Here is a 21,458-nt window from a genome sequence, read left to right on the forward strand (position 1 = left end):
AGTTCGGTAATTAATGTGTAAAAATCGCTCCCAAATCCTTTCGAAACTCCAGTGTTTACAGGGGCTAAGAAACATAGGCAGAAAAATAAATTTTATACCGGTGTTTTCTGCATTTTATGCCTATGTTTTTTGCATTTTATGCGGATGAAATTTCGAAGAGACAGGCACGATTTTGATGCCCCCTGGTATTCCTCGTCAATAGCATACCGTTTTTCCTTACCCAAACGGTCATGGATGTCTGTAAGATAAGGTTTAAAACAGATTTTCCAGCAGCGCATCATCCACAATATGAGGCAGTGTTACCTTCAGGTCTGGACGGCGTTCCATTTCCCGCTTAATGGCAAAGAGGGCCTCCTTATTTCGTGCCCAGCTTCTTCGGGCGATACCGTTATTAACATCGTAGAAAAGCATGCTTTTTAAACGGATTTCAGCAGCCTCTGTACCATCCAATAACAAACCAAAACCGCCGTTAATGACTTCACCCCAACCCACGCCGCCGCCATTGTGAATGGACACCCATGTGGCACCTCTGAAACTGTCGCCAATCACATTATGTACGGCCATGTCGGCAGTAAATTTACTGCCATCGTAAATATTGGAGGTCTCCCGATACGGCGAGTCTGTTCCACTAACATCGTGATGATCTCTTCCCAGTACAACCGGCCCGATATCACCTAGTTTTATAGCCCGGTTGAAGGCTTGGGCAATTTTGGAGCGCCCTTCGGCATCAGCATATAAAATACGGGCTTGAGAACCGACCACCAGGTTATTCGCTTTGGCGTTTTTTATCCATGTGATGTTGTCCTGCATTTGCTGCTTAATGTCCTCAGGGGCTTCTTTCATGAGGTCCTGAAGAACTGTCAGAGCGATCTCATCCGTTCGTTCCAGGTCCACCATTTTACCGGATGTGCACACCCATCTGAAGGGACCAAACCCATAATCGAAGCACATCGGCCCTAAAATATCCTGAACATAAGAAGGGTATTTAAAATCAATATTATTTTCTGCCATTACGTCGGCTCCTGCACGGGAGGCTTCAAGTAAAAAAGCATTTCCATAATCAAAGAAGTAGGTGCCCTTTTCAGCATGTTTGTTTATGGCAGCGGCATGTCTTCTAAGCGATGCCTGAACTTTAACCTTAAAGTCCTCGGGATCTTCGCGAATTAAACGGTTGGCCTCTTCGAATGTCGTCCCAACAGGATAGTACCCCCCTGTCCAGGGAATATGAAGCGATGTCTGATCGGAGCCTACATGAATAAAAATACCCTCTTCAAAAAACCGCTCCCATACCTCCACAACATTACCGATATAGGCTATTGACAGGGCTTCATCCTGAGATTGTGCTGCTCGGGTTCGGGCAAGCAAATCGTCCATGGATTCGACCAACACATCTACCCAGCCTTGTTCATAACGCTTCCGTGCTGCTTTCGGATTCACCTCGGCACATATGGTAATACACCCGGCTATAGTTCCGGCCTTGGGCTGGGCACCACTCATGCCACCCAATCCGGCGGTTAAAAACAGTTTGCCCGATGGCGTATCGTCTTTAGATAATATCTTTCTGAACGCGTTCATTATGGTAATCGTTGTACCGTGCACAATACCTTGCGGACCAATATACATGAAGGAACCTGCAGTCATCTGTCCATACTGCGTGACACCCATAGCATTGAATTTTTCCCAATCGTCCGGTTGGGAGTAGTTTGGAATCATCATCCCGTTGGTAACTACGACGCGTGGTGCATTTCTGGAGGAAGGGAACAGACCCATTGGATGGCCGGAATACATATGCAGGGTTTGTTCGTCGGTCATCGTGGCCAGGTACTGCATCGTTAACAGGTATTGTGCCCAATTCTGAAAAACAGAACCATTGCCGCCATAGGTAATGAGCTCTTCCGGATGCTGTGCCACATCCGGATCCAGGTTATTTTGTATCATGAGCATTATGGCCGCGGCTTGAATGGACTTAGCCGGATAGTCTGCTATGGATCTGGCGTACATGTCGTAATTCGGTTTAAAGCGATACATGTAAATGCGCCCGAAGGCATTCAGCTCCTCAGCAAATTCCTCAGCCAAAATGCCATGCCATTTTTCCGGGAAATACCGCAAGGCGTTTCTAATAGCCAGTTGTTTTTCTTCCTGACTCAAAATATCTTTTCGCTTTGGTGCCCTGTTGGCCTGTTTTGGATAGGGCTTTTTTACGGGCAATACATCCGGGATACCCTGTAAAATTTCTTCTTTAAACGTCATGGGTTATGATTTATTGATGATTAAGGATCGAGACTTCACGAGCCCTATCATGGCGGTGATGTCGTCTTTTAAAAGGCGGTCATTTTCCAGTTTGGCCACCTGCTTACGGATAATGTTCATATTCTTTTCCAAAAGAGCGGAAAATCGAAGCGGTCGTCTAAATTCCATGGCTTGAGCAGCATACATTAACTCGATAGCCAGGATGCTTTCAAGATTGCTCAGTATTTGATTGAATTTGCGTCCGGAAATACTGCCCATGGAGACATGATCCTCCTGTCCTAAAGATGTAGGAATGCTATCGGCTGAAGGTGGAAAGCAAAGCGATTTGTTTTCCGTAACTAAAGCGGCCGTGGTATATTGCGGAATCATAAATCCTGAATTCAGGCCACCACCTGTGGTTAAAAGTCGTGGCAAGCCAAATTTGCCCTCGATGAGCAAAAAGCACCTTCGGTCGGAAATGTTACCGAGCTCGGAGGCCGCTATGGCGGCATAATCCAGTGCCATGGCCAGAGGCTGCCCATGAAAGTTACCACCGGAAATAGCGACGGTGTCACTCAGAACAATAGGGTTGTCAGTGACGGAATTCAGTTCAATTTCAACCAATTCCCTGAGGTGGTCGAAAGCGTTTCTGGAAGCGCCGTGCACCTGTGGTATGCAACGCATGGAATAGGGATCCTGAACGCGTTCACAATTTTCATGGGACATGATATTTTCCGAATTTTCAAAAAACATGCGCATGCGCTCTGCGACTTTCAGTACACCTTTGTACGGCCTAATGGTATGCAATGCGTCTTTAAATGGCGAGGCACTGCCTTTATAGCCTTCAATACTCATGGCACCGGCTAAATCGGCTAAATTTAAGAGATACTCCATTGTATCAAGTCCTGTAACGGCATGGGCTAAAATAAACTGCGTACCATTAATAAGCGCTAATCCTTCTTTGGCCTGCAACTGTATGGGCTTGAGCTCATGTTGTTCCAGTACCGCTTTTGCAGGAACAATGTGATCCCCTATCCAGAATTCGCCTTCTCCAATGAGGGGTAAGAACAGGTGGGAAAGCGGGGCGAGATCGCCGGACGCACCCACCGAACCCTGTTCCGGGACAACAGGTATCAAGTCATTTTCGATGAAGTAAAGGATACGTTCTATAACCTTCAACCGAATTCCTGAATAACCCTGACATAAGGCATGCACCTTACATATCATCATGAGTTTTGAAAGTCTTTTACTTATGGGTGATCCCACACCCACAGCATGCGTGATAAGCAGATTTTCCTGAAGTTTGCATGTCTCTTCCGGGGTTATCCTAATATCGCACAGCGGCCCGAATCCCGTATTAATGCCATATACGGCCTTATCTGAATGGGCCATAGTCAAGACCATCTGCCGGCAAGCCTCAATTTTTTTAATGGCTTCCGCCGTGAGAGAGGCCTCAAGGCTTCCATTGCAAATGGCCATTACCTTAGGGACCGTGAGTTGGTCGATACCATATTTAAAGATCATCGTTTCAATTGTTTGATTATTGCAAAGTTATGTCTAAATTTAATTCATATTAATACAAATTTATTTATTAATGATAACTGTAAGTAATCAATTAGAACTGCGACATCTGAACTATTTTTTAGCTGTTGCAGAAGATCTGCACTATAGAAAAGCGGCCGAACGCCTTTTTATTTCGCAACCCGGACTCAGCCGACAAATAAAGCAGATGGAGGAGGCCCTGGGGATTCAATTGTTTGAAAGGCACAACCGTAAAGTAGAACTTACAAAGGCAGGCCTCTATCTGAAACAGGAAATAACTCGAAATTTAAAGCAACTTGAACGGATTATCGCGCATGCCAGGCTGTTACAGGATGGTATTGAAGGGCATTTGAAGTTGGGTTATGTCGGCTCTGCCATGCAGCAAATTATACCCGACCTCCTGTTAAAATTTGAGGCAGATCACCCTCACATTTTATATTCCTTAAAAGAGATGGACAACGACAGGCAAATTCAGGCTTTACTCACTGAAGACATCGATATTGGTTTTGTTCGATTGGAACGGATACCGGACAGTATAGCCGCCAGGCCTGTGTTAAAAGAAAGGTTTTGTCTGGTGTTGCCGGAAGCGCACCCCGTAACAGAAACCAATTTTAAACATATGAAACAACTTGAAAAGGACGCTTTTATTTTATTCGATCCAAATTACAGTACCAGTTATTACGACAAAGTGATGCGCATTTTTCAGGACGCGGGATTCTCACCGATGGTATCTCATAACACCATACATGCCGGGTCAATTTATAAACTGGTTCAGAACAATTTTGGGGTTTCCATCGTACCGCGATCACTGACGGACGAGAATGTTAAAGGGGTTCGATTTATTGAGTTGAAAAAAATTCCCCATAAGACCACATTGTCGCTCGTTTGGAACAAGGGAAGTCGGAACCCGGTATTAAAACAGTTTTTAAGAAATATTTAAGACGAATAAATAGTTTAAGACCTGTGATTTCTAATAAATTTTGCTACTTTTGGCTACCGAATAAAAAAACGATAAAATGAAGTTTATAAAATTATTAAGTGCCGTTATCATGACCGCCAGCGTAGTGTCCTGTGGTCAGAAAGCAACAACAAAGGAAGATTTAAAAACAGAGTTGGATTCTGTGAGCTATGCTTTGGGTATGGATGTTGGTCGTAATGTAGAAATGAGTTTTGAATCGATAAACAACGATTTGTTCATTGCGGGCTATTTGAATACATTGGATTCAGCAGAGGTTTTAATAGACAAGGAGTTGGCTCAGGGTATTGTTCAGACCTATTTTCAGAAGAACAGAGAGAAAATGATGAAAAGACAGCAAGAGATTGCTGCAAAAAAGGCAGAGGAGCAATACGCTGAGGTAAAGGCAGCCAGTGAGAAGTTTTTAGAAGAGAATGTAGCCAATAATCCCGATATATTAACGACCGAAAGCGGATTGCAATATCTTGTTATGCAAGAGGGCACCGGAAAGCAACCCACTGCGACATCGCGCGTGAAGGTACATTATCATGGTACTCTAATTGATGATACGGTCTTCGATAGTTCTGTGGACAGGGATCAGCCGGCTACCTTTGGGGTTAATCAGGTAATTCCGGGGTGGACTGAAGGATTGCAGCTCATGAAGGAAGGCGCGAAATATAAGTTCTTTATTCCACAGGATTTAGCCTATGGAGCCACACCAAGAGGAGGCAAAATCAGACCTTTCGATGCCCTTATTTTTGAAGTGGAGTTACTCGAGGTCCTGGAGTAGTAAAACAGGCTTAATAGAAATACCTAAAGGCAGGATGTTCATTCCTGCCTTTTGCATTTAAAAAGATTGTAGTTTTGTATAGTTTAAATAATTATTTAATACGTGCCACATAAAGCTGGATTTGTAAATATTATTGGTAATCCCAACGTGGGGAAGTCCACCCTGATGAACGCCTTCGTTGGCGAGAAGTTATCCATTATTACGTCTAAGGCGCAGACCACCCGACACCGAATTTTGGGTATTGTTAATGGGGATGATTTTCAGGTTATTTTCAGCGATACGCCGGGTATCATTAAGCCGGCATACGAACTTCAGGAATCCATGATGGGATTTGTAAAATCGGCCTTTGAAGATGCGGATGTTCTGGTCTATCTCGTTGAGGTGGGTGAGCAGGCTCTTAAAGATGAAGATTTCTTCAAAAAAATAACCCATTCCAGAATTCCGGTGCTTTTGTTGATCAATAAAATTGATTTGTCTCATCAGGAACAATTGGAATCTCAGGTAGCATTCTGGACAAAGAAAGTACCAAATGCCGAAGTCATTCCAATATCGGCCCGCGAAGGATTTCATGTCAAGGAAGTGTTTGACAGAATAATCGAATTGCTCCCGGAATCGCCTCCGTTCTACCCCAAGGACCAGTTAACCGATAAGCCGGAGCGGTTTTTTATTAACGAGACCATTCGCGAAAAAATACTTTTACATTACAAAAAGGAAATCCCCTATTCGGTTGAAGTCGACACCGACTCATTTTTGGAAGAGGATCACATCATTAGGGTACGCTCTGTTATAATGGTCGAACGCGATACGCAAAAGGGCATCATCATCGGGCACAAGGGCAGTGCATTGAAACGCGTGGGCGTAGAAGCCAGGAAGGATCTCGAACAGTTTTTCGGGAAACAGATCCATTTGGAATTATACGTAAAAGTCAACAAGAATTGGCGCAGTAATCCGAATCAGTTGAAACGTTTTGGTTACAATCAGTAGCCATAATGCATCGTGTCTTAAATTTCAGATTGTATAAAGATTAGAGCAACCCTTGTCTCATAAGCGTATTCATCGAATGACCTTAAAAAGAGCTAACACAATACCGACTGGATTGGATGTCTGTCAATCAAGACTTTTCTGGTTACAAAAGACTTGCGTTCTGTTAGACGGAATTATTAATGTACACGATCTCTATTAAGTCCCTGCTTTTTGGTAAAACTATTAGTCGACTTCGTATACCAGTTTCATGGTAATTGAGGCTGTTTTTTCTTTTGAGGAGGTATTGTAGGTACCACCCCAGGAATACCCTTCATTAGAATTCTGACCCGTAATTTGAAAGACACCCATTTTGGCCGACAAGACATCTCCCAACTGCGCTCCGGAATGTTCCGCAATTTTTTCGGCCCTGGATTTTGCATCGGCAGAGGCCTTCGATATCATTTCAATTTTCAGATCGGCAAGCTGCGTATAATAATACCTCGGGGGTTGAGAATAAAATTGTATGCCCTTGTTGAGTAATTCGGTAATCTCACGTGCTATTCTTTCAACTTTGGCCACATCTTTCGATTCTATTTTTATGGATTGAGTCAAAATGTATCCCAAAAAAACATCCTCAATGTATTTTCCATTTTGGGCATATTTGGCCTTTGTATTCTTCCGACTGTTTACCGCATTAAATACAAATTCATCTTCATTTATGCCTTTCTGAATTAAATAATCTGAAATTATGTTTTTGTCCTGCTCCAGATCGTTATAAGCATTTTTAAGGGCAGTGTTTTCCCGCGTGAATGAGCCTTCCCAAACGATCAGATCGGAGGTGAAATCCGCATTTCCCAATCCGGTAACCGCAATGGTTCCATTGGTTTTATTTCTGTTCTTGACGGCGTTGCCTAATAAAAATGCTGCGATAATAATGGCCAGACTAAATACAATAGCGCTAATGGTTTTTTTCATGACTAAAAGGGTTTAGTGCATATACGTAAAAACCTATTGATTTAGTGTTTCTATCATGAAATTTTTTAATTGCAACATATCATCTTTACTGGAATCGCGTCCAATGCGTCCGATAAAGTACAAGGCAAACCAAAGGACCACCATAAGTAACATCAAACTCAGCTGTATGGCGAAGCCGTTGTTCAAGGTCCAATTGGTATAGGCCCAAATTCCAAAGGCAAGACATAGAACAGCCACAACAAAATGCAGGAACATAAAGAGCGTCCAAACGGTTGGGTTGGGTCCAAACAGGCCATAGAGTAAACTTGAATCCTTGTCGACTTCGTTAATTTCGAGATGCAATTGGGGCGACCAGAAATGACGTTTCTCCCTGGGGAATTTAATAAAAACATGATCATCCACACGACTCACAATATAGTTGGATTGCGACGTTTTACGTTGTTCAAAGGTCTGTAAAATCGACGCATTGCTGCGGGGAATTTCAATTTTGAATCGAGGCCTTAAAACAATGTCATTGGATATTAGCATGTGATCTGTTTTCCGATGTAAATTAGTGTTTTTTCTTTAATATTAAACCTTACCTTTGCAAACAATTATAAGCATATGGGTAGTATAGTAGCTATTGTGGGAAGGCCAAATGTAGGCAAGTCGACCTTTTTTAACCGATTGATCCAAAGAAGGGAAGCTATTGTCGACGCGGTAAGCGGGGTGACGAGAGACCGGCATTATGGGAAAAGTGACTGGAATGGCAGGGAGTTTTCTTTGATCGATACCGGAGGTTATGTTGTTGGTAGCGACGATATTTTCGAGGCCGAGATTGACAAACAGGTGGAGCTTGCCATTGATGAGGCAGATGCTATCATTTTTATGGTCGATGTTGAGAGCGGGGTTACCGGGATGGATGAAGATGTTGCCAAGCTTTTGCGCAAAGTGAATAAACCTGTTTTTTTAGTGGTTAATAAGGTAGATAATGCGAAACGGGCCGAAGATGCTGTCGAGTTTTATGCCTTAGGTCTGGGAGAATACTACACGGTGGCCAGTATTAATGGAAGTGGTACGGGTGAATTGCTCGATGCCCTCGTTGAGGCCTTACCTGAAAAAGAAGATCGTGATGAGGCGGAGTTGCCGCGATTTGCCGTAGTGGGGCGTCCCAATGCCGGTAAATCGTCCTTTATAAATGCATTGATTGGAGAAGAACGATACATCGTTACCAATATTGCCGGTACGACAAGGGATGCCATAGACACCAAATACAACCGATTCGGGTTTGAGTTTAATCTGGTCGATACTGCCGGAATTCGAAGAAAATCCAAAGTAAAGGAAGACCTGGAGTTTTATTCGGTGATGCGCAGCGTTCGGGCGATTGAGCATTGTGATGTCTGTTTGCTGGTTTTCGATGCCACACGAGGCTTTGATGGTCAGGTGCAGAATATTTTCTGGTTGGCTGAACGCAACAGAAAAGGCGTCGTTATTCTGGTGAATAAGTGGGATTTGGTGGAAAAGGACCATCAGTCCGTAAAAGACTATGAAAAGGCCATACGAAAACAAATAGAACCGTTTACTGATGTACCCATTGTATTCATCTCGGCACTGACCAAACAACGGATTTACAAAGCAATAGAAACTGCGGTAGAGGTCTATAAGAACAGGTCGAAGAAAATTAAAACAAGCAAGCTAAATGAGGTGTTACTGCCCATCATAGAACGTTATCCACCACCCGCTTACAAAGGCAAGTATGTGAAAATAAAATATATCATGCAGTTGCCTACACCACAGCCTCAGTTTGCTTTTTTCTGCAATCTGCCTCAGTACGTGAAAGAACCGTATAAACGATTTTTGGAAAATAAACTCCGGGATAAATTTGGGTTTACCGGTGTACCCATTAGTATTTATATGCGGAAGAAATAAATCAAGAGCGGTGTTAATGATGCAAGGATAATTGTAGTTACCAAGTCTCTAGAAGGTAACATATCGGGAAGATTTACAAGATAACGGGCTTAAAAACTACCATCCGCCTCCGGCACCACCACCTGAAAAGCCGCCACCGCCGAAACCGCCACCAAAGCCGCCACCGGAACTGCCGCCCCAGCCTCCTGAACTGCGACCGAAACTGCCTCTTCCCAGATTGCTCAAAATAATGGCATCCCATATATCGAATCCTTTATGTCGATTTCCACGATTCCCTCCGCCACGGTTGTTCTTGGAAATGGATATAATGATGACAATAAAAATGAAGATCAGAACGACGATCACACCAACCGGAAACTCTTTTGTAGCTCTAACTTCCCTTGAACCCTTGTATTCACCTTTGAGAATCTGAATTATGGCATCCGTACCTTTGTCTAAACCACTGTAATAATCGCCTTTTCTAAATTCGGGAATTATAATATTCCGAATGAGCTCACCGGTGATTCCGGCTGTTAACCTGTGTTCGACACCGTATCCGGGAGCAATCCAGATTTTGCGATCATCCTTGGCGAGTAAAATAAAAACACCATTATCTTCTTTTGCCTGTCCAACGCCCCATTCATGGCCCCAGCGTGGTGCTAACAGGCCTATATTCTCTCCTTTGGTACTCGATATAACAGCAATGACAATTTGAGTTGAGGTGGAATCGGCATAAGAAATCAGTTTTTGCTCAAGACCCTGTTTTTCTGATGCGGATAATAAACTGATATAATCATAGACGCTCGTTTGAAAGTCCGGTTTTTCAGGAATATCAAATTGGGCAAAAACGCTATTGAAACTTAAAAAAGCAACTAAGGTGTACAGGGTGAATCGAACATGTCTTACAAATGATCGAACCCGAGGTATTGAAAAGGGTTTTAAGGTATTCATCCTTTAGAAATGTTATCGGACAGCTCATTTTCATCCGCATGATGCCATGGGAAATGTTGTTCAAGTGCTTCACCGGCTTTTAAAATGCCCGCTACGAGCCCTTTCTTGAAATGTCCCGATTTAAAATGAAGCTGAATACTATCTTTTGTACTGTTCCAGAAGTCTTTGGGGACGACATCGTTTATGCCCTTATCCCCATAAATAACGAATTGCCTGTCCTTTACCGCCACATAGATCAGGACGCCATTCTGCGCTTTGGTATTATCCATTTTTAAAAAATGAAATACTTCAAGGGCGCGATCAAAAGGGTCTGTGTTCGCCGAATGTTCTATGTGAACGCGAATTTCACCGGAAGTATTTTTTTCAGCGGTTCGGATGGCTTCAATGACTTCCTGTTCTTCTTCAGGGCTAAGAAAATCTTCAACAGCAGACATCAGGAACTAATTAAAATCGAAATCGACATCAACAGGCTGGTCGGCACCCGCTTCTGAATCGAAATAGGGTTTGCCATCAAAATTTAAAAGACCGGCCAATAGCGAATTCGGAAAGGTCTTCACATGCACGTTGTATGGTTTTATGGCCTCATTATATCGTGTCCTGGCTGTTTGGATCGTATTTTCGGTACTTGTCAGTTCATCCTGTAGTTTCAAAAAGTTCTGATTGGCTTTAAGGTCAGGATAGCGTTCCACGGTTACCAAAAGACTTTTCAATGCGCCACTTAATCCCCCTTGTACCTGGTTGTACTGTGCCAGTTGTTCGGGAGTAATGTTATTTGGGTCTATGCTGATAGAAGTTGCCTTGGCGCGCGCTTCGATAACATCGGTTAATGTTTTGCGTTCAAAATCGGCTGCTCCCTGCACGGTTTTCACGAGATTGCCAATAAGGTCGTTTCTACGTTGATAGGCTGTTTGAACGTTTCCCCAGGCCTCGCCAACATTTTCATTCATGCTAATGGCCGTATTATTAAATCCTTTACCCCAGGAATAAAGACCGAAGACAATAATGGCTAAAATAATCCACGGAAGAAATTTTTTCATAATATAGTGTTTTGAAGTTGTACCTGATAGGTTTACATTTCACGTGAAATGTTACAAATGCTGCTTGATTTTTATAAGTTGGTGTTTTACCTGTTCCAGTTTTTCAATAATCTCGAAGTTGCTAAGCGCCTCCTTTTTATCTTCTTTCAAATGTATTTTAGCCCCTTCTAAAGTAAAACCGCGCTCTTTGACCAAATGATAAATATATTTGAGATGCTTTAGGTCCTCCGGTGTAAACTTGCGATTCCCTTTGGCATTTTTTTTAGGTTTTAGAATATCAAACTCCTTTTCCCAAAAGCGAATCAACGAGGTGTTTACCTTGAATGCCCTGGCCACTTCGCCAATGCTGTAATACCGCTTTTCAGGAAGTTCTATATGCATTAGTCTAAAGATTGATTTTCGAGTGAGGCACGTTCTAATAATATAGCGAATTCCTCTGCCGTTAAACTACCGTAGTAAAAGTTAATCGGGTTGATGCGTCGGTCGTCCTTAAAGATTTCATAATGTAGATGGGGGGCCTGAGAACGCCCTGTGCTACCAATAAAACCAATAAGGTCACCACGTTTAACCTTCTGATTTCGCTTTACATTGTATTTGTACAGGTGTGCATACAAGCTTACATATCCATAACCATGATCAATCCGAATATGCCTTCCATAGCCTGTTGCTCTGGCATCCGCCCTGACCACAACACCATCGCCCGTTGCATAAACCGGGGTGCCCCGTGGTGCGGTAAAGTCCATGCCCCAATGCATTTTTCTCGCCTTGGTGAATGGATCGGAACGCATCCCAAACCCAGAGGCCATCCGGGTTAAATCTTTATTGTTTACGGGTTGAATCGCTGGAATCGCAGCCAGCAGTTTTTCTTTCTCCTCAGCTAATTTGGCAATTTCATCTAAGGATTTCGATTGCACGACAATTTGCTTCTGTAAAATATCCAATCGTTTGCTACTTTCAACGATCAGTTTTGAATTGTCATAACCCTCGAGGTTTTTATACCTGTTGATTCCCCCAAAACCCGCTTTACGCTGCTCCTCAGGAATAGGGTTGGCCTCAAAATACACACGATAGATGTTATTGTCTCTATCTTCAATGTTTTCCAAAACCCTTTCAGCCTGTTCCATTTTTTTGTTCAGAATACCAAACTGTAGCTGCATGTTCTGTAATTCACGCTTTAAAGCACGCTCTTTTGGGGATTCGACATACTGGCTCGCAATGAAAACAAAAATAAACCCGAAGATGGCAGATGCGAGAATAAACATGGAGGCGTACTTCAACGTGGTTCGCTTTTTACGCTCAATTTTTCTGTAGCTCAGTGACTCCGGATCGTAATAATATTTTACTCTGCTCATTACCTGGTTTACAGTTTTATTTCAGACTTTATAAGTGTTTATCATCTGTTTTCACGGCCTTCATAAATGTTCATTCGACAAATAGTCATCTGTTTAAGGTCTGATGCCATTCCCATTTATGAATTATGTAGCTTCGTCTCCTTGCTAAGAATCATTTCAAATGAAAAAATTCATGTACTTTTGCTTTCAATTAAAACAACAAGGTCTTAGTGTTTTTAAGCAAACGCAAAACGCGATAAAAAAGTATCACTAATTTCAATGATTCCCAAACGCGTTAAGGCGAGTAAAGATAAAAATTGTTTTGTTAATAATGTATTAAAAAGAAAACGCATTACTAAAAGTAAATGAAGTCACGAGAAGTTCGCTCCAAATTTTTAAGCTTTTTTGAAGCCAAGAAACATACTATAGTCCCTTCTGCTCCGATGGTGGTTAAGGATGACCCCACCTTGATGTTTGTCAATTCCGGAATGGCTCCGTTTAAAGAGTATTTTTTAGGAAATGCAAAACCGAAGCACAATCGCATAGCCGATTCTCAGAAGTGTTTAAGGGTTTCAGGAAAGCACAATGATTTAGAGGAGGTAGGATACGACACCTATCATCACACCCTTTTTGAAATGTTGGGTAACTGGAGTTTTGGTCATCCCGACCATCCGGAAGCCGGATATTTTAAAAAGGAGGCTATAGCCTGGGCATGGGAGTTGTTAACGGAGGTTTACGGCATTCAAAAGGACATGCTCTATGTTACCATATTTGAAGGGGATGAGGAGGATAAGATTCCCATGGATACAGAGGCCTTGAATTTTTGGAAGAGCCATATCGCTGAAGATCGGATTCTTAAAGGGAATAAAAAAGATAATTTTTGGGAGATGGGCGAGCAGGGACCCTGTGGTCCATGTAGTGAAATTCACGTCGATATTCGCCCGGCAGAGGAAAAATCGAAGATACCGGGAAGGGAATTGGTTAATAAAGATCACCCCCAGGTTGTAGAGATCTGGAACCTGGTATTCATCCAATACAATCGCAAGGCTAGCGGAAGCCTTGAAGTTTTGCCGGCAAGGCATATCGATACAGGTATGGGTTTTGAACGTTTATGTATGGTTTTACAGGGTGTTCAAAGTAATTATGACACGGATGTGTTTACCCCTTTGATCAAGGAAATTGAGGGGATTTCCCATAAGACCTATGGTGCTGATGAGAAGACCAATGTCGCTATAAGGGTCGTTGCAGACCATGTTCGTGCCGTGGCCTTTTCCATTGCGGATGGCCAATTGCCCAGTAATACAGGTGCGGGTTACGTGATACGTCGCATTTTACGTCGGGCAGTACGCTACGGTTTCACGTTTTTGGAATTAAAGTCACCATTCATCTATAGATTGGCCGATGTATTGAGTGATACCATGGGCGAGGCGTTTCCGGAACTCAAAACACAAAGGCATCTTATTGAAAATGTGATTAAGGAAGAAGAGCAATCCTTTCTCAGGACTTTAGATCAGGGATTGGTGCTCTTAAATGGCATTGTTGAAGAAACCAAAGGGACAGTGGTTTCAGGGGAGAAGGTGTTTGAGTTATATGACACCTATGGATTTCCGGTAGATTTGACGGCCTTGATTCTTTCTGAAAAGGGGATGAATTTGGATGAAGAGGGATTTAATGTCGAACTTCGAAAGCAAAAGGAGCGTTCTCGTAAGGCCGGTGAAATGTCTACGGGGGATTGGACGGTCTTAAATGAAAATGAAGAAGAAGCATTTATAGGTTACGATAGCTTACAGGCACAGGTCAGAATAACGCGATATCGAAAGGTGAGCTCGAAAAAAGAAGGGGAGATCTACCAACTTGTGTTTGATAAAACACCATTTTATCCCGAGGGTGGTGGCCAGGTGGGCGATAAGGGCTATTTAGAAGACCAACACGGCGATGTGGTCTACATTATAGATACCAGGAAGGAGAATAATGTGATTATCCATTTTGCCAAGACGTTGCCAACTCATATGGATGAGGTGTTTACTGCTGTTGTCGATGCTAAACAGCGCTACAGAACCGAATGCAATCATTCGGCAACCCATCTCTTACACCAGGCCTTAAGGTCGGTTTTAGGAACACATGTGGAGCAAAAGGGGAGTGCGGTGCACTCTAAATATTTAAGATTTGATTTTTCACATTTTTCAAAACTTAGCCCTGAAGAATTACAAAAGGTAGAAAACTTTGTGAATGAACGTATTGATGGGAAGATTCCCCTGGAAGAACAGCGGAACATTCCCAAGCAGCAGGCTTTGGCTCAAGGTGCTATGAGTCTTTTCGGGGAAAAATATGGCGATACGGTACGCACGGTTCGCTTTGGTACCTCTATCGAGTTGTGTGGTGGAACACATGTAAAGAACACGGCCGACATATGGCATTTCAAAATTATCTCGGAGGGTGCAGTGGCAGCGGGTATTCGACGAATAGAGGCCATTACCAACGACGCGGTAAAAGATTTTTTTAAGGAAAACAACCAGGCGTATTCTGAGATCAGGGCCTTACTCAACAATACGAAGGAACCGGTTAAGGCCTTACAACATTTGCAGGATGAGAATGCAGATCTAAAGAAGCAGATAGAAGCCTTATTGAAAGACAAGGCCAGGACCATTAAAGAAGAATTGAAAAATGAATTGACCGAAATTAATGGGATTCGGTTTCTTGCAAAACAATTGGATTTGGATGCGGCCGGTTTAAAGGATATAGCATTCGAATTAGGAAGTCAGGTAGACAATCTGTTTTTGTTATTGGCTGCCGAAAAGGAGGGTAAAGCCCTATTGTCTTGTTATATTTCGAAAGAATTGGTGTCGAACAAAGGTCTGCATGCAGGCCAGGTGGTTCGGGAATTGGGTCAATATATTCAAGGTGGCGGAGGAGGCCAACCCTTTTTCGCAACAGCAGGTGGTAAACATCCGGAAGGTATTCCCGAGGCATTGAAAAAGGTCCGGTCTTACCTGAATTAATACACCAACAGGCCATTAATTTGATTCTTGTTTTCATATGCCAAAAGCTCATGACCCTCTCGTTCTGAAGCTATGATTAGTTAGAATAGGACATCCCTGAACGAGAATTAACAGCGAAAACCGATGAAACTTCAAACTACAATACCATTAGAACAGCGTTCAGAGCATCTCCTGGACTATGATGCTCGCGTAGTGTTAATTGGTTCTTGCTTTGTAGAACATATCGGCGAAAAACTGGCTTACTATAAGTTTCCTACCTTTCAAAATCCTTTCGGAATCGTATTTCACCCAAAAGCTGTTGAAACGGTTGTGGCTCGTTCTTTTAGTAAGATCCCTTATACTGAAGAGGCTATTTTTCAACATAATGGGTTGTGGCATTGTTTTGATGCACATTCGAAATGGAGTAGTGCATCCAAAAGTGATCTCATCCATAACCTGAACCAGCAGGTCCATAAAACGGCTGAGCATCTGCGTAACGCGACGCACGTCATCCTAACCCTGGGAACGGCATGGGCATATCGTCACATTAAAACGAATGCCCTTGTGGCCAATTGTCATAAAGTACCCCAGAAGCAATTTAGAAAAGAATTGTTGTCAATCGCGTCTATAGTTCATTCGTTGCGCTATACAACCGATTTAATAAAAGCCATGAATCCGAATACCGCTGTTATATTTACCGTATCGCCCGTACGTCATATTAAGGACGGTTTTGTTGAAAACACCCGCAGCAAGGCACATCTTATTGCTGCAATACACGAGTTGCTGTCATCTCAGCCTGAATCCAAAGGGTTTTACTATTTCCCTTCCTACGAGATCATGTTGGATGAACTGCGCGACTATCGTTTTTACAAGGAAGATCTGGTACACCCCAATACCACTGCAATAACCTATATCTGGGATAAATTTAAAAAGGTATGGATGGAAGAAGATACCATAAAAACAATGACCGCTATTGAGGACATTCAAAAGGGCCTTGCGCATAAACCCTTCCATCCGGATTCTGAAGCACATGAGAAGTTTCTTCGGAAATTAGAACAGAAGAAGATGACCCTTCTGCAGCGTTACCCACACCTGTCATTTTAGTACTTTCGCTGATTGAAGTTACTGTTTTGGTGACTACCTGACAATTAGTGTTCAAAAAATACGACATTCTGCGTATTGATTTCCATGGTTTTGAATTGCAATTTTGAAAAGCTATTAATTCAAAAAACAAAATCAACAATGAGAACGCAAAACAAAATTATGATGTTGATAACGATGCTGTTATTAACGCATTTAGGATGGACGCAAAAAACCACACCGGATTACCAATATGCCTTCGATGGTGCGGTAAAATGGCTCATACTTCATGAATCAGGCACATTATTGGCTTCGACAGGTGAAGCTTTAGCGGGAATTCGACCAAACAGCAGTACCGTGTCATTCAAATTTGATCGTCTTAAACGGGTTAAGGAAGAACATTTGGAGTTTGTACCCAATACACCCTATCTCATCGTTAAACCACGAGGTATTTTCATGCACACTGTAGTGGTTGATGTTGTAAAGGGAACTATTGTTTTTGATTCCAAAGCCGAGGACTGGCAAAATGGGGTAACCAGTCGCTATTTTATTAGTCCGGAAATGATGTTTGTCGTCAATGGAATGCACAAGGATCAGGCTTCAGGCAAATATACGGGAGGCGTAGGGCTTTACGATTTGAAAACAGGAAAGCTGGTTAATATCTTCGAAAGAAAACCAACAAATCCCATGATGGGCGAGCCGGATGTTATGGGAGATGACATTGTAATACCGGGAGTAAAGAATGTAGAGTGTTATTCTATTAGTTCAGGAGCTGTTAAATGGACTGCAGATATTAAAAATGCCACGAATATAATAACGAATGAGGTTACGAAAGAAATCTATGCGTTTCGCACCAAGGGCGATAATACCGTGGTCTATAAGATCAATGCTGAAAACGGAGCTTCTTTATGGCCGGAAGGCAACAAAATAAAAGGGGTCATTTCTAAAATTGAGTTTACAGATCATGGCCTGGCCATTGTTACGAACATATTAGGCGGAGGAAGTAAACTAGCCAGCAAACTGAAAGGTTCAGGTACCTCAAAAGTCTATTTGTTAGACTTCAATACAGGAGCAGATCTATGGGATAAATCACCAAAAACCAAGGGTATTATTAATCATTTTTATGTGGAGGATGATGGCATTATTTTCGGGGTTTCAGACGGTGGGATCAATAAAATTGCCTTTGACGGTACACCGCGATGGAAAAAACCGCTTAAAACCGGTCCTGCGATTCAAATCATGGCCACAGTACCTGCCGGATTATTATATATTTCAGAAACTGATGCCGATATCATTGATATGCAAACAGGTGAATCGGTATTTGGAAAAGCCATTAAGTACAAGCGTTCGGAGGCAGTTGCCTCAACCTATGATAAAACACGGGATCGTTTTTTAATCACATGCAAAGACGGTGTCTACGAAATAGATGGTCAGAATGGGGAGTATAATTTATTGACGGGCTCCATTCGGTTTGACGGTAAGGAGGACCCGACAGGAATTGAAGTCAGAACGCATGGTATTTTATTGACAGCCTCACAGAATTTAGAAATGTTGGGTTTCGATGGGGAGGAAAATTGGCATGTCTACCATCGCGCACCGGGTAAGAGTGCTTTTGGACTGGCCATTGTGGGTGCCTTAACATTGGCTACGGCATCGGCGGCCATTTCACACTCTGCAACAGCCGGATATATGAAAGGCGCAGGGGTGCCCTCTTATAACAGCACCGTGCAGTACCATGAGGAAATGGCGGACACCTGGGCGAATGTGACAGATGCCGGATTTCAAGAAATGGCCAAGCGCTTTAAAGCGACCAAGGCTACGGCTAATTCCGCATTCATCTTAACCAAAGTGGATGATGGTGTCGCCCTGGTAAAGGTAGATAAAGATTCCGGACAAACTTTAAATGAAATCGTCATCCAGGACAAGGATCCAATGTACGAAGTAGACGATATTGAGGGCTTTATGTATTTTAAGGATAAGGGAAATAACATAAGTGCCTTTAATTTAAACAAATAATCTTGTTGTTGAGATTTGTTTGATTGGGCGTAATAACCAGGTTATTGCGCTTAATCTTTTATAAATGCCATTTTATCGAAAAAAAGCGTTTCGAAGTAGTTTTAGTTGTACATTTAATATGCTATTAATCAGTTCATATAGGAAACACCGATGGCTATTCAAAATTAGTTGTTGGTGTTTTTTTTATAACGCTTTTACTGTGATAGCCTTTAACTGCAGTCATTAGTCATGGTATTTAATTTGATTTTATATGCCCTGATACTTTTTGTTATTGGTGCAACTATGGTTGTTTTTTTCCGATTCAGGAAGTACAATAAGGCGTTCCGCTTTACCCATGCTACCTTACATAAGCGCTATTTCAGGGAACTACATAAAAGCAGGGAGCTTAAGGAAAAATTAAAACTGGATCAACAATCGGCTCGTGCATTGGCAGTTTCAAATTTTCAAATTACAAAGGCGCTTCTACTGCTCTGCGAAGGGCTCGTTGAGGACACTTAAACTGGCTATAGTTTATGTCAAAATTTTTGGGTTTTTGCATTTGGAATCACAATTAAAATTTCCACGCATCCGAATAATTGAAAAGTAAATTTTATTATATTACCTTACTTTGTTAGTGTTGGTAATTCATCTTTCATGTTAAAAACAATAGGTTTCACATGTTTTTCCATTCTGTGCTTCTTAAATGCCATGGCCCAGGAAAGGCTGCCGGTTATAGACAGTATTCATGCGAAATATCATTCAGAAACCAATCCGGTTTCACAATGCAATACCCTCTATGAAATTGGCACCTCCTATTTAAAGAGCAATATCGATTCGTCCCTTACAGCCTTTAAACAACTTGAAGCCTGTGCAAAGAAATTAAACAATGATACCTTAAGAATTAAAAGTTTTTTGGGTTTGGGAAAGGCTTATACGGATAAGTCGAAGTTGGATTCGGCGCAATCCTATTTTGATGATGCAGAACGATTAATTGAGACGATTCAGGCCAAAAGGTTCAAGAAAATACTTCATATCAATCGCGGCATCTTATTTTTTTATAAAACGAGGTATACTGAAGCTTCTGGGGAATTCGAAAAGGCTTTGGCCATTGCGATACAAGACAATGATATGGATACGCAATCCAGATGCTATAATAACATCGCCATTTGTAAGACCTATTTGGGTGCATTCGAAGGGGCACTGAAAATGCATATGGAATCGGTGAAAATAGCCGAAAAGCAGCAGGATAGTCTCAGTCTTGCAAAATCCTATAATAATATCGGACTGATATATATCGATCTCAAGGAATTTAAAAAGGCTGAGCCCTATTTTTTAGAGGCTTTGGAAATAAAAAAACAGGTAGGAAACACGATAGATATCGTAGGTGGCTATCTGAACCTTGGGGTGAATCAGAGAAATCTGGGGGTGACCTATGATGATTCCATCAAACTTTTGGAAGCCAGACACTATTTTCAGGAAGCACTGCGGTTGAGTGACGCAGGTGGATACACCAACGGCAGGAACAACGCTTATGTCAACTTAGCCCTGGTAGAAAATTCTCTGGAACAGTATAAAACAGCCATAATATATGGTAAAAGGGCATTGGAGGCCAGTATTCAGGCCAAAGATGTCAATAAAGAAATGGCAGCCAGGATAAATTTAGGGGATTCCTACAGGTTGGACAAGCAGTTTGCTTTAGCAAGGGAGCAGTTGAATCAAGGGTATGAACTGGCTAAGGCGAGTGAAAACCTATACGTTCAAAAGGAGGTTTTGCATATTCTGAGCCTATTGAACAGCGACCAAAATAAATTTAAACCGGCTCTGGAGTATTATAAACTATTTCAAACGATAAACGATTCCATTGCCTCTTCGGAGGTAAAGAATAAAGTCAATGAGTTGGAAGTGCAATATCAGACTGAAAAAAAGGAAAAGGAAATCCAAAGACAAAGGGCCGATATTGCTGAAAAGGAACTCATCCTGAACACAAAGAACACGCAACTTACAGGCTTAATTGTACTGCTCGCAGTTCTTGCCATTTTGGGTTATTTGGTCTATAAACAGCAAAAATTAAAGCACATGCAGTTGATCAGGGAAAACGAACTCAAGGAGGCGCTCGTTAAAATTGAGACCCAAAATAAGTTACACGAACAGCGTTTAAGAATCTCGAGGGATCTGCACGATAATATTGGAGCACAATTGACCTTTATAATTTCTGCAATTGAAAATTTACAGTATGGTTTTAAAACAAAGAATGAAAAGTTAACCGCAAAACTGGAGGGCATCAGTGGCTTTGCTAAAGAAACCATCTCTGAATTAAGGGATACCATCTGGGCCATGAATAAAAGTGCTATTTCACTGGAAGATTTACAAGTTCGTATATTGAACTTTATGGACAAAGCCAAGGTGGCCCTGCGTGATATACATTTTGAGTTTGATTTGGATGCATCGTTAAATAGGGATGTCACCTTTAATTCGGTAAAAGGGATGAATATCTACAGAATAATTCAGGAGGCATTAAATAATGCGCTCAAGCATGCACATGCCAAATCGATTGTAGTTTCTTTCCATAAGAATGATGAGGGACTCAAAATAGAAATATCGGATGACGGTAAAGGGTTTGATTTGAATGAAATGAATCCGGGAAATGGGATACACAATATGAGAAAACGAGCTGAGGAATGTCATACAGAACTTGTAATAAGCAGCTCAGCAGGGAAAGGCACCAACATTAGTTTTATAGTATAG

General features: G+C 42.1%; 18 protein-coding genes. 9 read left to right on the top strand and 9 right to left on the bottom strand.

All coding sequences use genetic code 11. The annotated features are described in order from the left end of the window. Positions 1–252: 252 nt before the first annotated feature. Positions 253–2,250: a urocanate hydratase gene (locus MR041_RS07160; protein ID WP_242092918.1), complete on the bottom strand. Its 1,998-nt coding sequence runs from the start codon at positions 2,248–2,250 to the stop codon at positions 253–255. 3 nt (positions 2,251–2,253) lie between these two features. Next, complete coding sequence (gene hutH, locus MR041_RS07165; RefSeq protein WP_242092919.1) at positions 2,254–3,753, bottom strand: histidine ammonia-lyase; 1,500 nt, start codon at positions 3,751–3,753, stop codon at positions 2,254–2,256. Between the two features lie 70 nt (positions 3,754–3,823). Here hutH and MR041_RS07170 point away from each other — a divergent pair, with 70 nt between their 5' ends. From MR041_RS07170 to era, 3 genes are all read left to right on the top strand, one after another. Then, the gene (locus MR041_RS07170; RefSeq protein WP_242092920.1) at positions 3,824–4,711 is read left to right on the top strand and encodes a LysR family transcriptional regulator; all 888 of its coding nucleotides are present in this window, start codon (positions 3,824–3,826) and stop codon (positions 4,709–4,711) included. A gap of 76 nt (positions 4,712–4,787) precedes the next feature. Further along, on the top strand, positions 4,788–5,516 hold the full coding sequence (locus MR041_RS07175; RefSeq protein WP_242092921.1) for a BamJ family beta-barrel-assembly machinery protein: 729 nt from the start codon (positions 4,788–4,790) through the stop codon (positions 5,514–5,516). A gap of 102 nt (positions 5,517–5,618) precedes the next feature. Next, complete coding sequence (era, locus tag MR041_RS07180) at positions 5,619–6,500, top strand: GTPase Era (RefSeq protein ID WP_242092922.1); 882 nt, start codon at positions 5,619–5,621, stop codon at positions 6,498–6,500. Between the two features lie 222 nt (positions 6,501–6,722). On the opposite strand, the gene MR041_RS07185 is transcribed toward era, so the two are convergent. Then, a complete protein-coding gene (locus MR041_RS07185) occupies positions 6,723–7,454 on the bottom strand; it encodes an SIMPL domain-containing protein (RefSeq protein WP_242092923.1) in 732 nt (243 codons plus the stop codon). Between the two features lie 33 nt (positions 7,455–7,487). Next, positions 7,488–7,982 (bottom strand): GTP-binding protein, encoded by a 495-nt coding sequence (locus MR041_RS07190; protein ID WP_242092924.1) that lies wholly within the window; start codon positions 7,980–7,982, stop codon positions 7,488–7,490. A 75-nt stretch (positions 7,983–8,057) separates the two neighbouring features. Between MR041_RS07190 and der the strand changes: the two genes are divergently transcribed. Continuing rightward, on the top strand, positions 8,058–9,362 hold the full coding sequence (der, locus tag MR041_RS07195) for a ribosome biogenesis GTPase Der (RefSeq protein WP_242092925.1): 1,305 nt from the start codon (positions 8,058–8,060) through the stop codon (positions 9,360–9,362). Between the two features lie 96 nt (positions 9,363–9,458). Here der and MR041_RS07200 read toward each other — a convergent pair whose 3' ends face one another. From MR041_RS07200 to MR041_RS07220, 5 genes are read right to left on the bottom strand one after another with little or no spacing between them, the layout of a single operon-like run. Continuing rightward, positions 9,459–10,292: a TPM domain-containing protein gene (locus MR041_RS07200; RefSeq protein WP_242092926.1), complete on the bottom strand. Its 834-nt coding sequence runs from the start codon at positions 10,290–10,292 to the stop codon at positions 9,459–9,461. Then, entirely contained in the window at positions 10,289–10,726 is a 438-nt protein-coding gene (locus tag MR041_RS07205) for a TPM domain-containing protein (protein ID WP_242092927.1), read from the bottom strand. Before MR041_RS07205 ends, MR041_RS07200 begins: the two co-directional genes overlap by 4 nt. 6 nt (positions 10,727–10,732) lie before the next feature. Continuing rightward, complete coding sequence (locus MR041_RS07210; RefSeq protein WP_242092928.1) at positions 10,733–11,329, bottom strand: LemA family protein; 597 nt, start codon at positions 11,327–11,329, stop codon at positions 10,733–10,735. A gap of 51 nt (positions 11,330–11,380) precedes the next feature. Further along, complete coding sequence (locus MR041_RS07215; RefSeq protein ID WP_242092929.1) at positions 11,381–11,710, bottom strand: MerR family transcriptional regulator; 330 nt, start codon at positions 11,708–11,710, stop codon at positions 11,381–11,383. Further along, on the bottom strand, positions 11,710–12,681 hold the full coding sequence (locus tag MR041_RS07220) for a M23 family metallopeptidase (protein WP_242092930.1): 972 nt from the start codon (positions 12,679–12,681) through the stop codon (positions 11,710–11,712). The genes MR041_RS07215 and MR041_RS07220 overlap by 1 nt, the downstream gene beginning before the upstream one ends. A 344-nt stretch (positions 12,682–13,025) precedes the next feature. Between MR041_RS07220 and alaS the strand changes: the two genes are divergently transcribed. The 5 genes from alaS to MR041_RS07245 all read left to right on the top strand — a co-directional run bounded on the left by alaS (position 13,026) and on the right by MR041_RS07245 (position 21,458). After that, positions 13,026–15,659 (top strand): alanine--tRNA ligase, encoded by a 2,634-nt coding sequence (gene alaS / locus MR041_RS07225; protein WP_242092931.1) that lies wholly within the window; start codon positions 13,026–13,028, stop codon positions 15,657–15,659. A gap of 123 nt (positions 15,660–15,782) precedes the next feature. Next, a complete protein-coding gene (locus MR041_RS07230; RefSeq protein WP_242092932.1) occupies positions 15,783–16,742 on the top strand; it encodes a GSCFA domain-containing protein in 960 nt (319 codons plus the stop codon). 138 nt (positions 16,743–16,880) lie between these two features. Further along, a complete protein-coding gene (locus MR041_RS07235) occupies positions 16,881–18,734 on the top strand; it encodes a PQQ-like beta-propeller repeat protein (RefSeq protein ID WP_242092933.1) in 1,854 nt (617 codons plus the stop codon). Positions 18,735–18,962: 228 nt separating this feature from the next. Continuing rightward, complete coding sequence (locus tag MR041_RS07240; RefSeq protein ID WP_242092934.1) at positions 18,963–19,232, top strand: hypothetical protein; 270 nt, start codon at positions 18,963–18,965, stop codon at positions 19,230–19,232. Between the two features lie 135 nt (positions 19,233–19,367). Continuing rightward, entirely contained in the window at positions 19,368–21,458 is a 2,091-nt protein-coding gene (locus tag MR041_RS07245) for an ATP-binding protein (RefSeq protein WP_242092935.1), read from the top strand.

The organism is Aestuariivivens sediminicola (assembly GCF_022662015.1).
GTDB classification, from domain to species: Bacteria; Bacteroidota; Bacteroidia; order Flavobacteriales; family Flavobacteriaceae; genus Aestuariivivens; species Aestuariivivens sediminicola.

Bases quoted from the DNA above. Each gene is read 5' to 3' on its own strand.
- MR041_RS07235 (WP_242092933.1), top strand. From the start codon at position 16,881: ATGAGAACGCAAAACAAAATTATGATGTTGATAACGATGCTGTTATTA.
- MR041_RS07215 (WP_242092929.1), bottom strand. From the start codon at position 11,710: ATGCATATAGAACTTCCTGAAAAGCGGTATTACAGCATTGGCGAAGTG.
- MR041_RS07170 (WP_242092920.1), top strand. From the start codon at position 3,824: ATGATAACTGTAAGTAATCAATTAGAACTGCGACATCTGAACTATTTT.
- MR041_RS07230 (WP_242092932.1), top strand. From the start codon at position 15,783: ATGAAACTTCAAACTACAATACCATTAGAACAGCGTTCAGAGCATCTC.
- MR041_RS07220 (WP_242092930.1), bottom strand. From the start codon at position 12,681: ATGAGCAGAGTAAAATATTATTACGATCCGGAGTCACTGAGCTACAGA.
- der (WP_242092925.1), top strand. From the start codon at position 8,058: ATGGGTAGTATAGTAGCTATTGTGGGAAGGCCAAATGTAGGCAAGTCG.
- hutH (WP_242092919.1), bottom strand. From the start codon at position 3,753: ATGATCTTTAAATATGGTATCGACCAACTCACGGTCCCTAAGGTAATG.
- MR041_RS07240 (WP_242092934.1), top strand. From the start codon at position 18,963: ATGGTATTTAATTTGATTTTATATGCCCTGATACTTTTTGTTATTGGT.
- MR041_RS07205 (WP_242092927.1), bottom strand. From the start codon at position 10,726: ATGTCTGCTGTTGAAGATTTTCTTAGCCCTGAAGAAGAACAGGAAGTC.
- MR041_RS07245 (WP_242092935.1), top strand. From the start codon at position 19,368: ATGTTAAAAACAATAGGTTTCACATGTTTTTCCATTCTGTGCTTCTTA.
- MR041_RS07210 (WP_242092928.1), bottom strand. From the start codon at position 11,329: ATGAAAAAATTTCTTCCGTGGATTATTTTAGCCATTATTGTCTTCGGT.
- MR041_RS07175 (WP_242092921.1), top strand. From the start codon at position 4,788: ATGAAGTTTATAAAATTATTAAGTGCCGTTATCATGACCGCCAGCGTA.
- alaS (WP_242092931.1), top strand. From the start codon at position 13,026: ATGAAGTCACGAGAAGTTCGCTCCAAATTTTTAAGCTTTTTTGAAGCC.
- MR041_RS07200 (WP_242092926.1), bottom strand. From the start codon at position 10,292: ATGAATACCTTAAAACCCTTTTCAATACCTCGGGTTCGATCATTTGTA.
- MR041_RS07190 (WP_242092924.1), bottom strand. From the start codon at position 7,982: ATGCTAATATCCAATGACATTGTTTTAAGGCCTCGATTCAAAATTGAA.
- MR041_RS07160 (WP_242092918.1), bottom strand. From the start codon at position 2,250: ATGACGTTTAAAGAAGAAATTTTACAGGGTATCCCGGATGTATTGCCC.
- MR041_RS07185 (WP_242092923.1), bottom strand. From the start codon at position 7,454: ATGAAAAAAACCATTAGCGCTATTGTATTTAGTCTGGCCATTATTATC.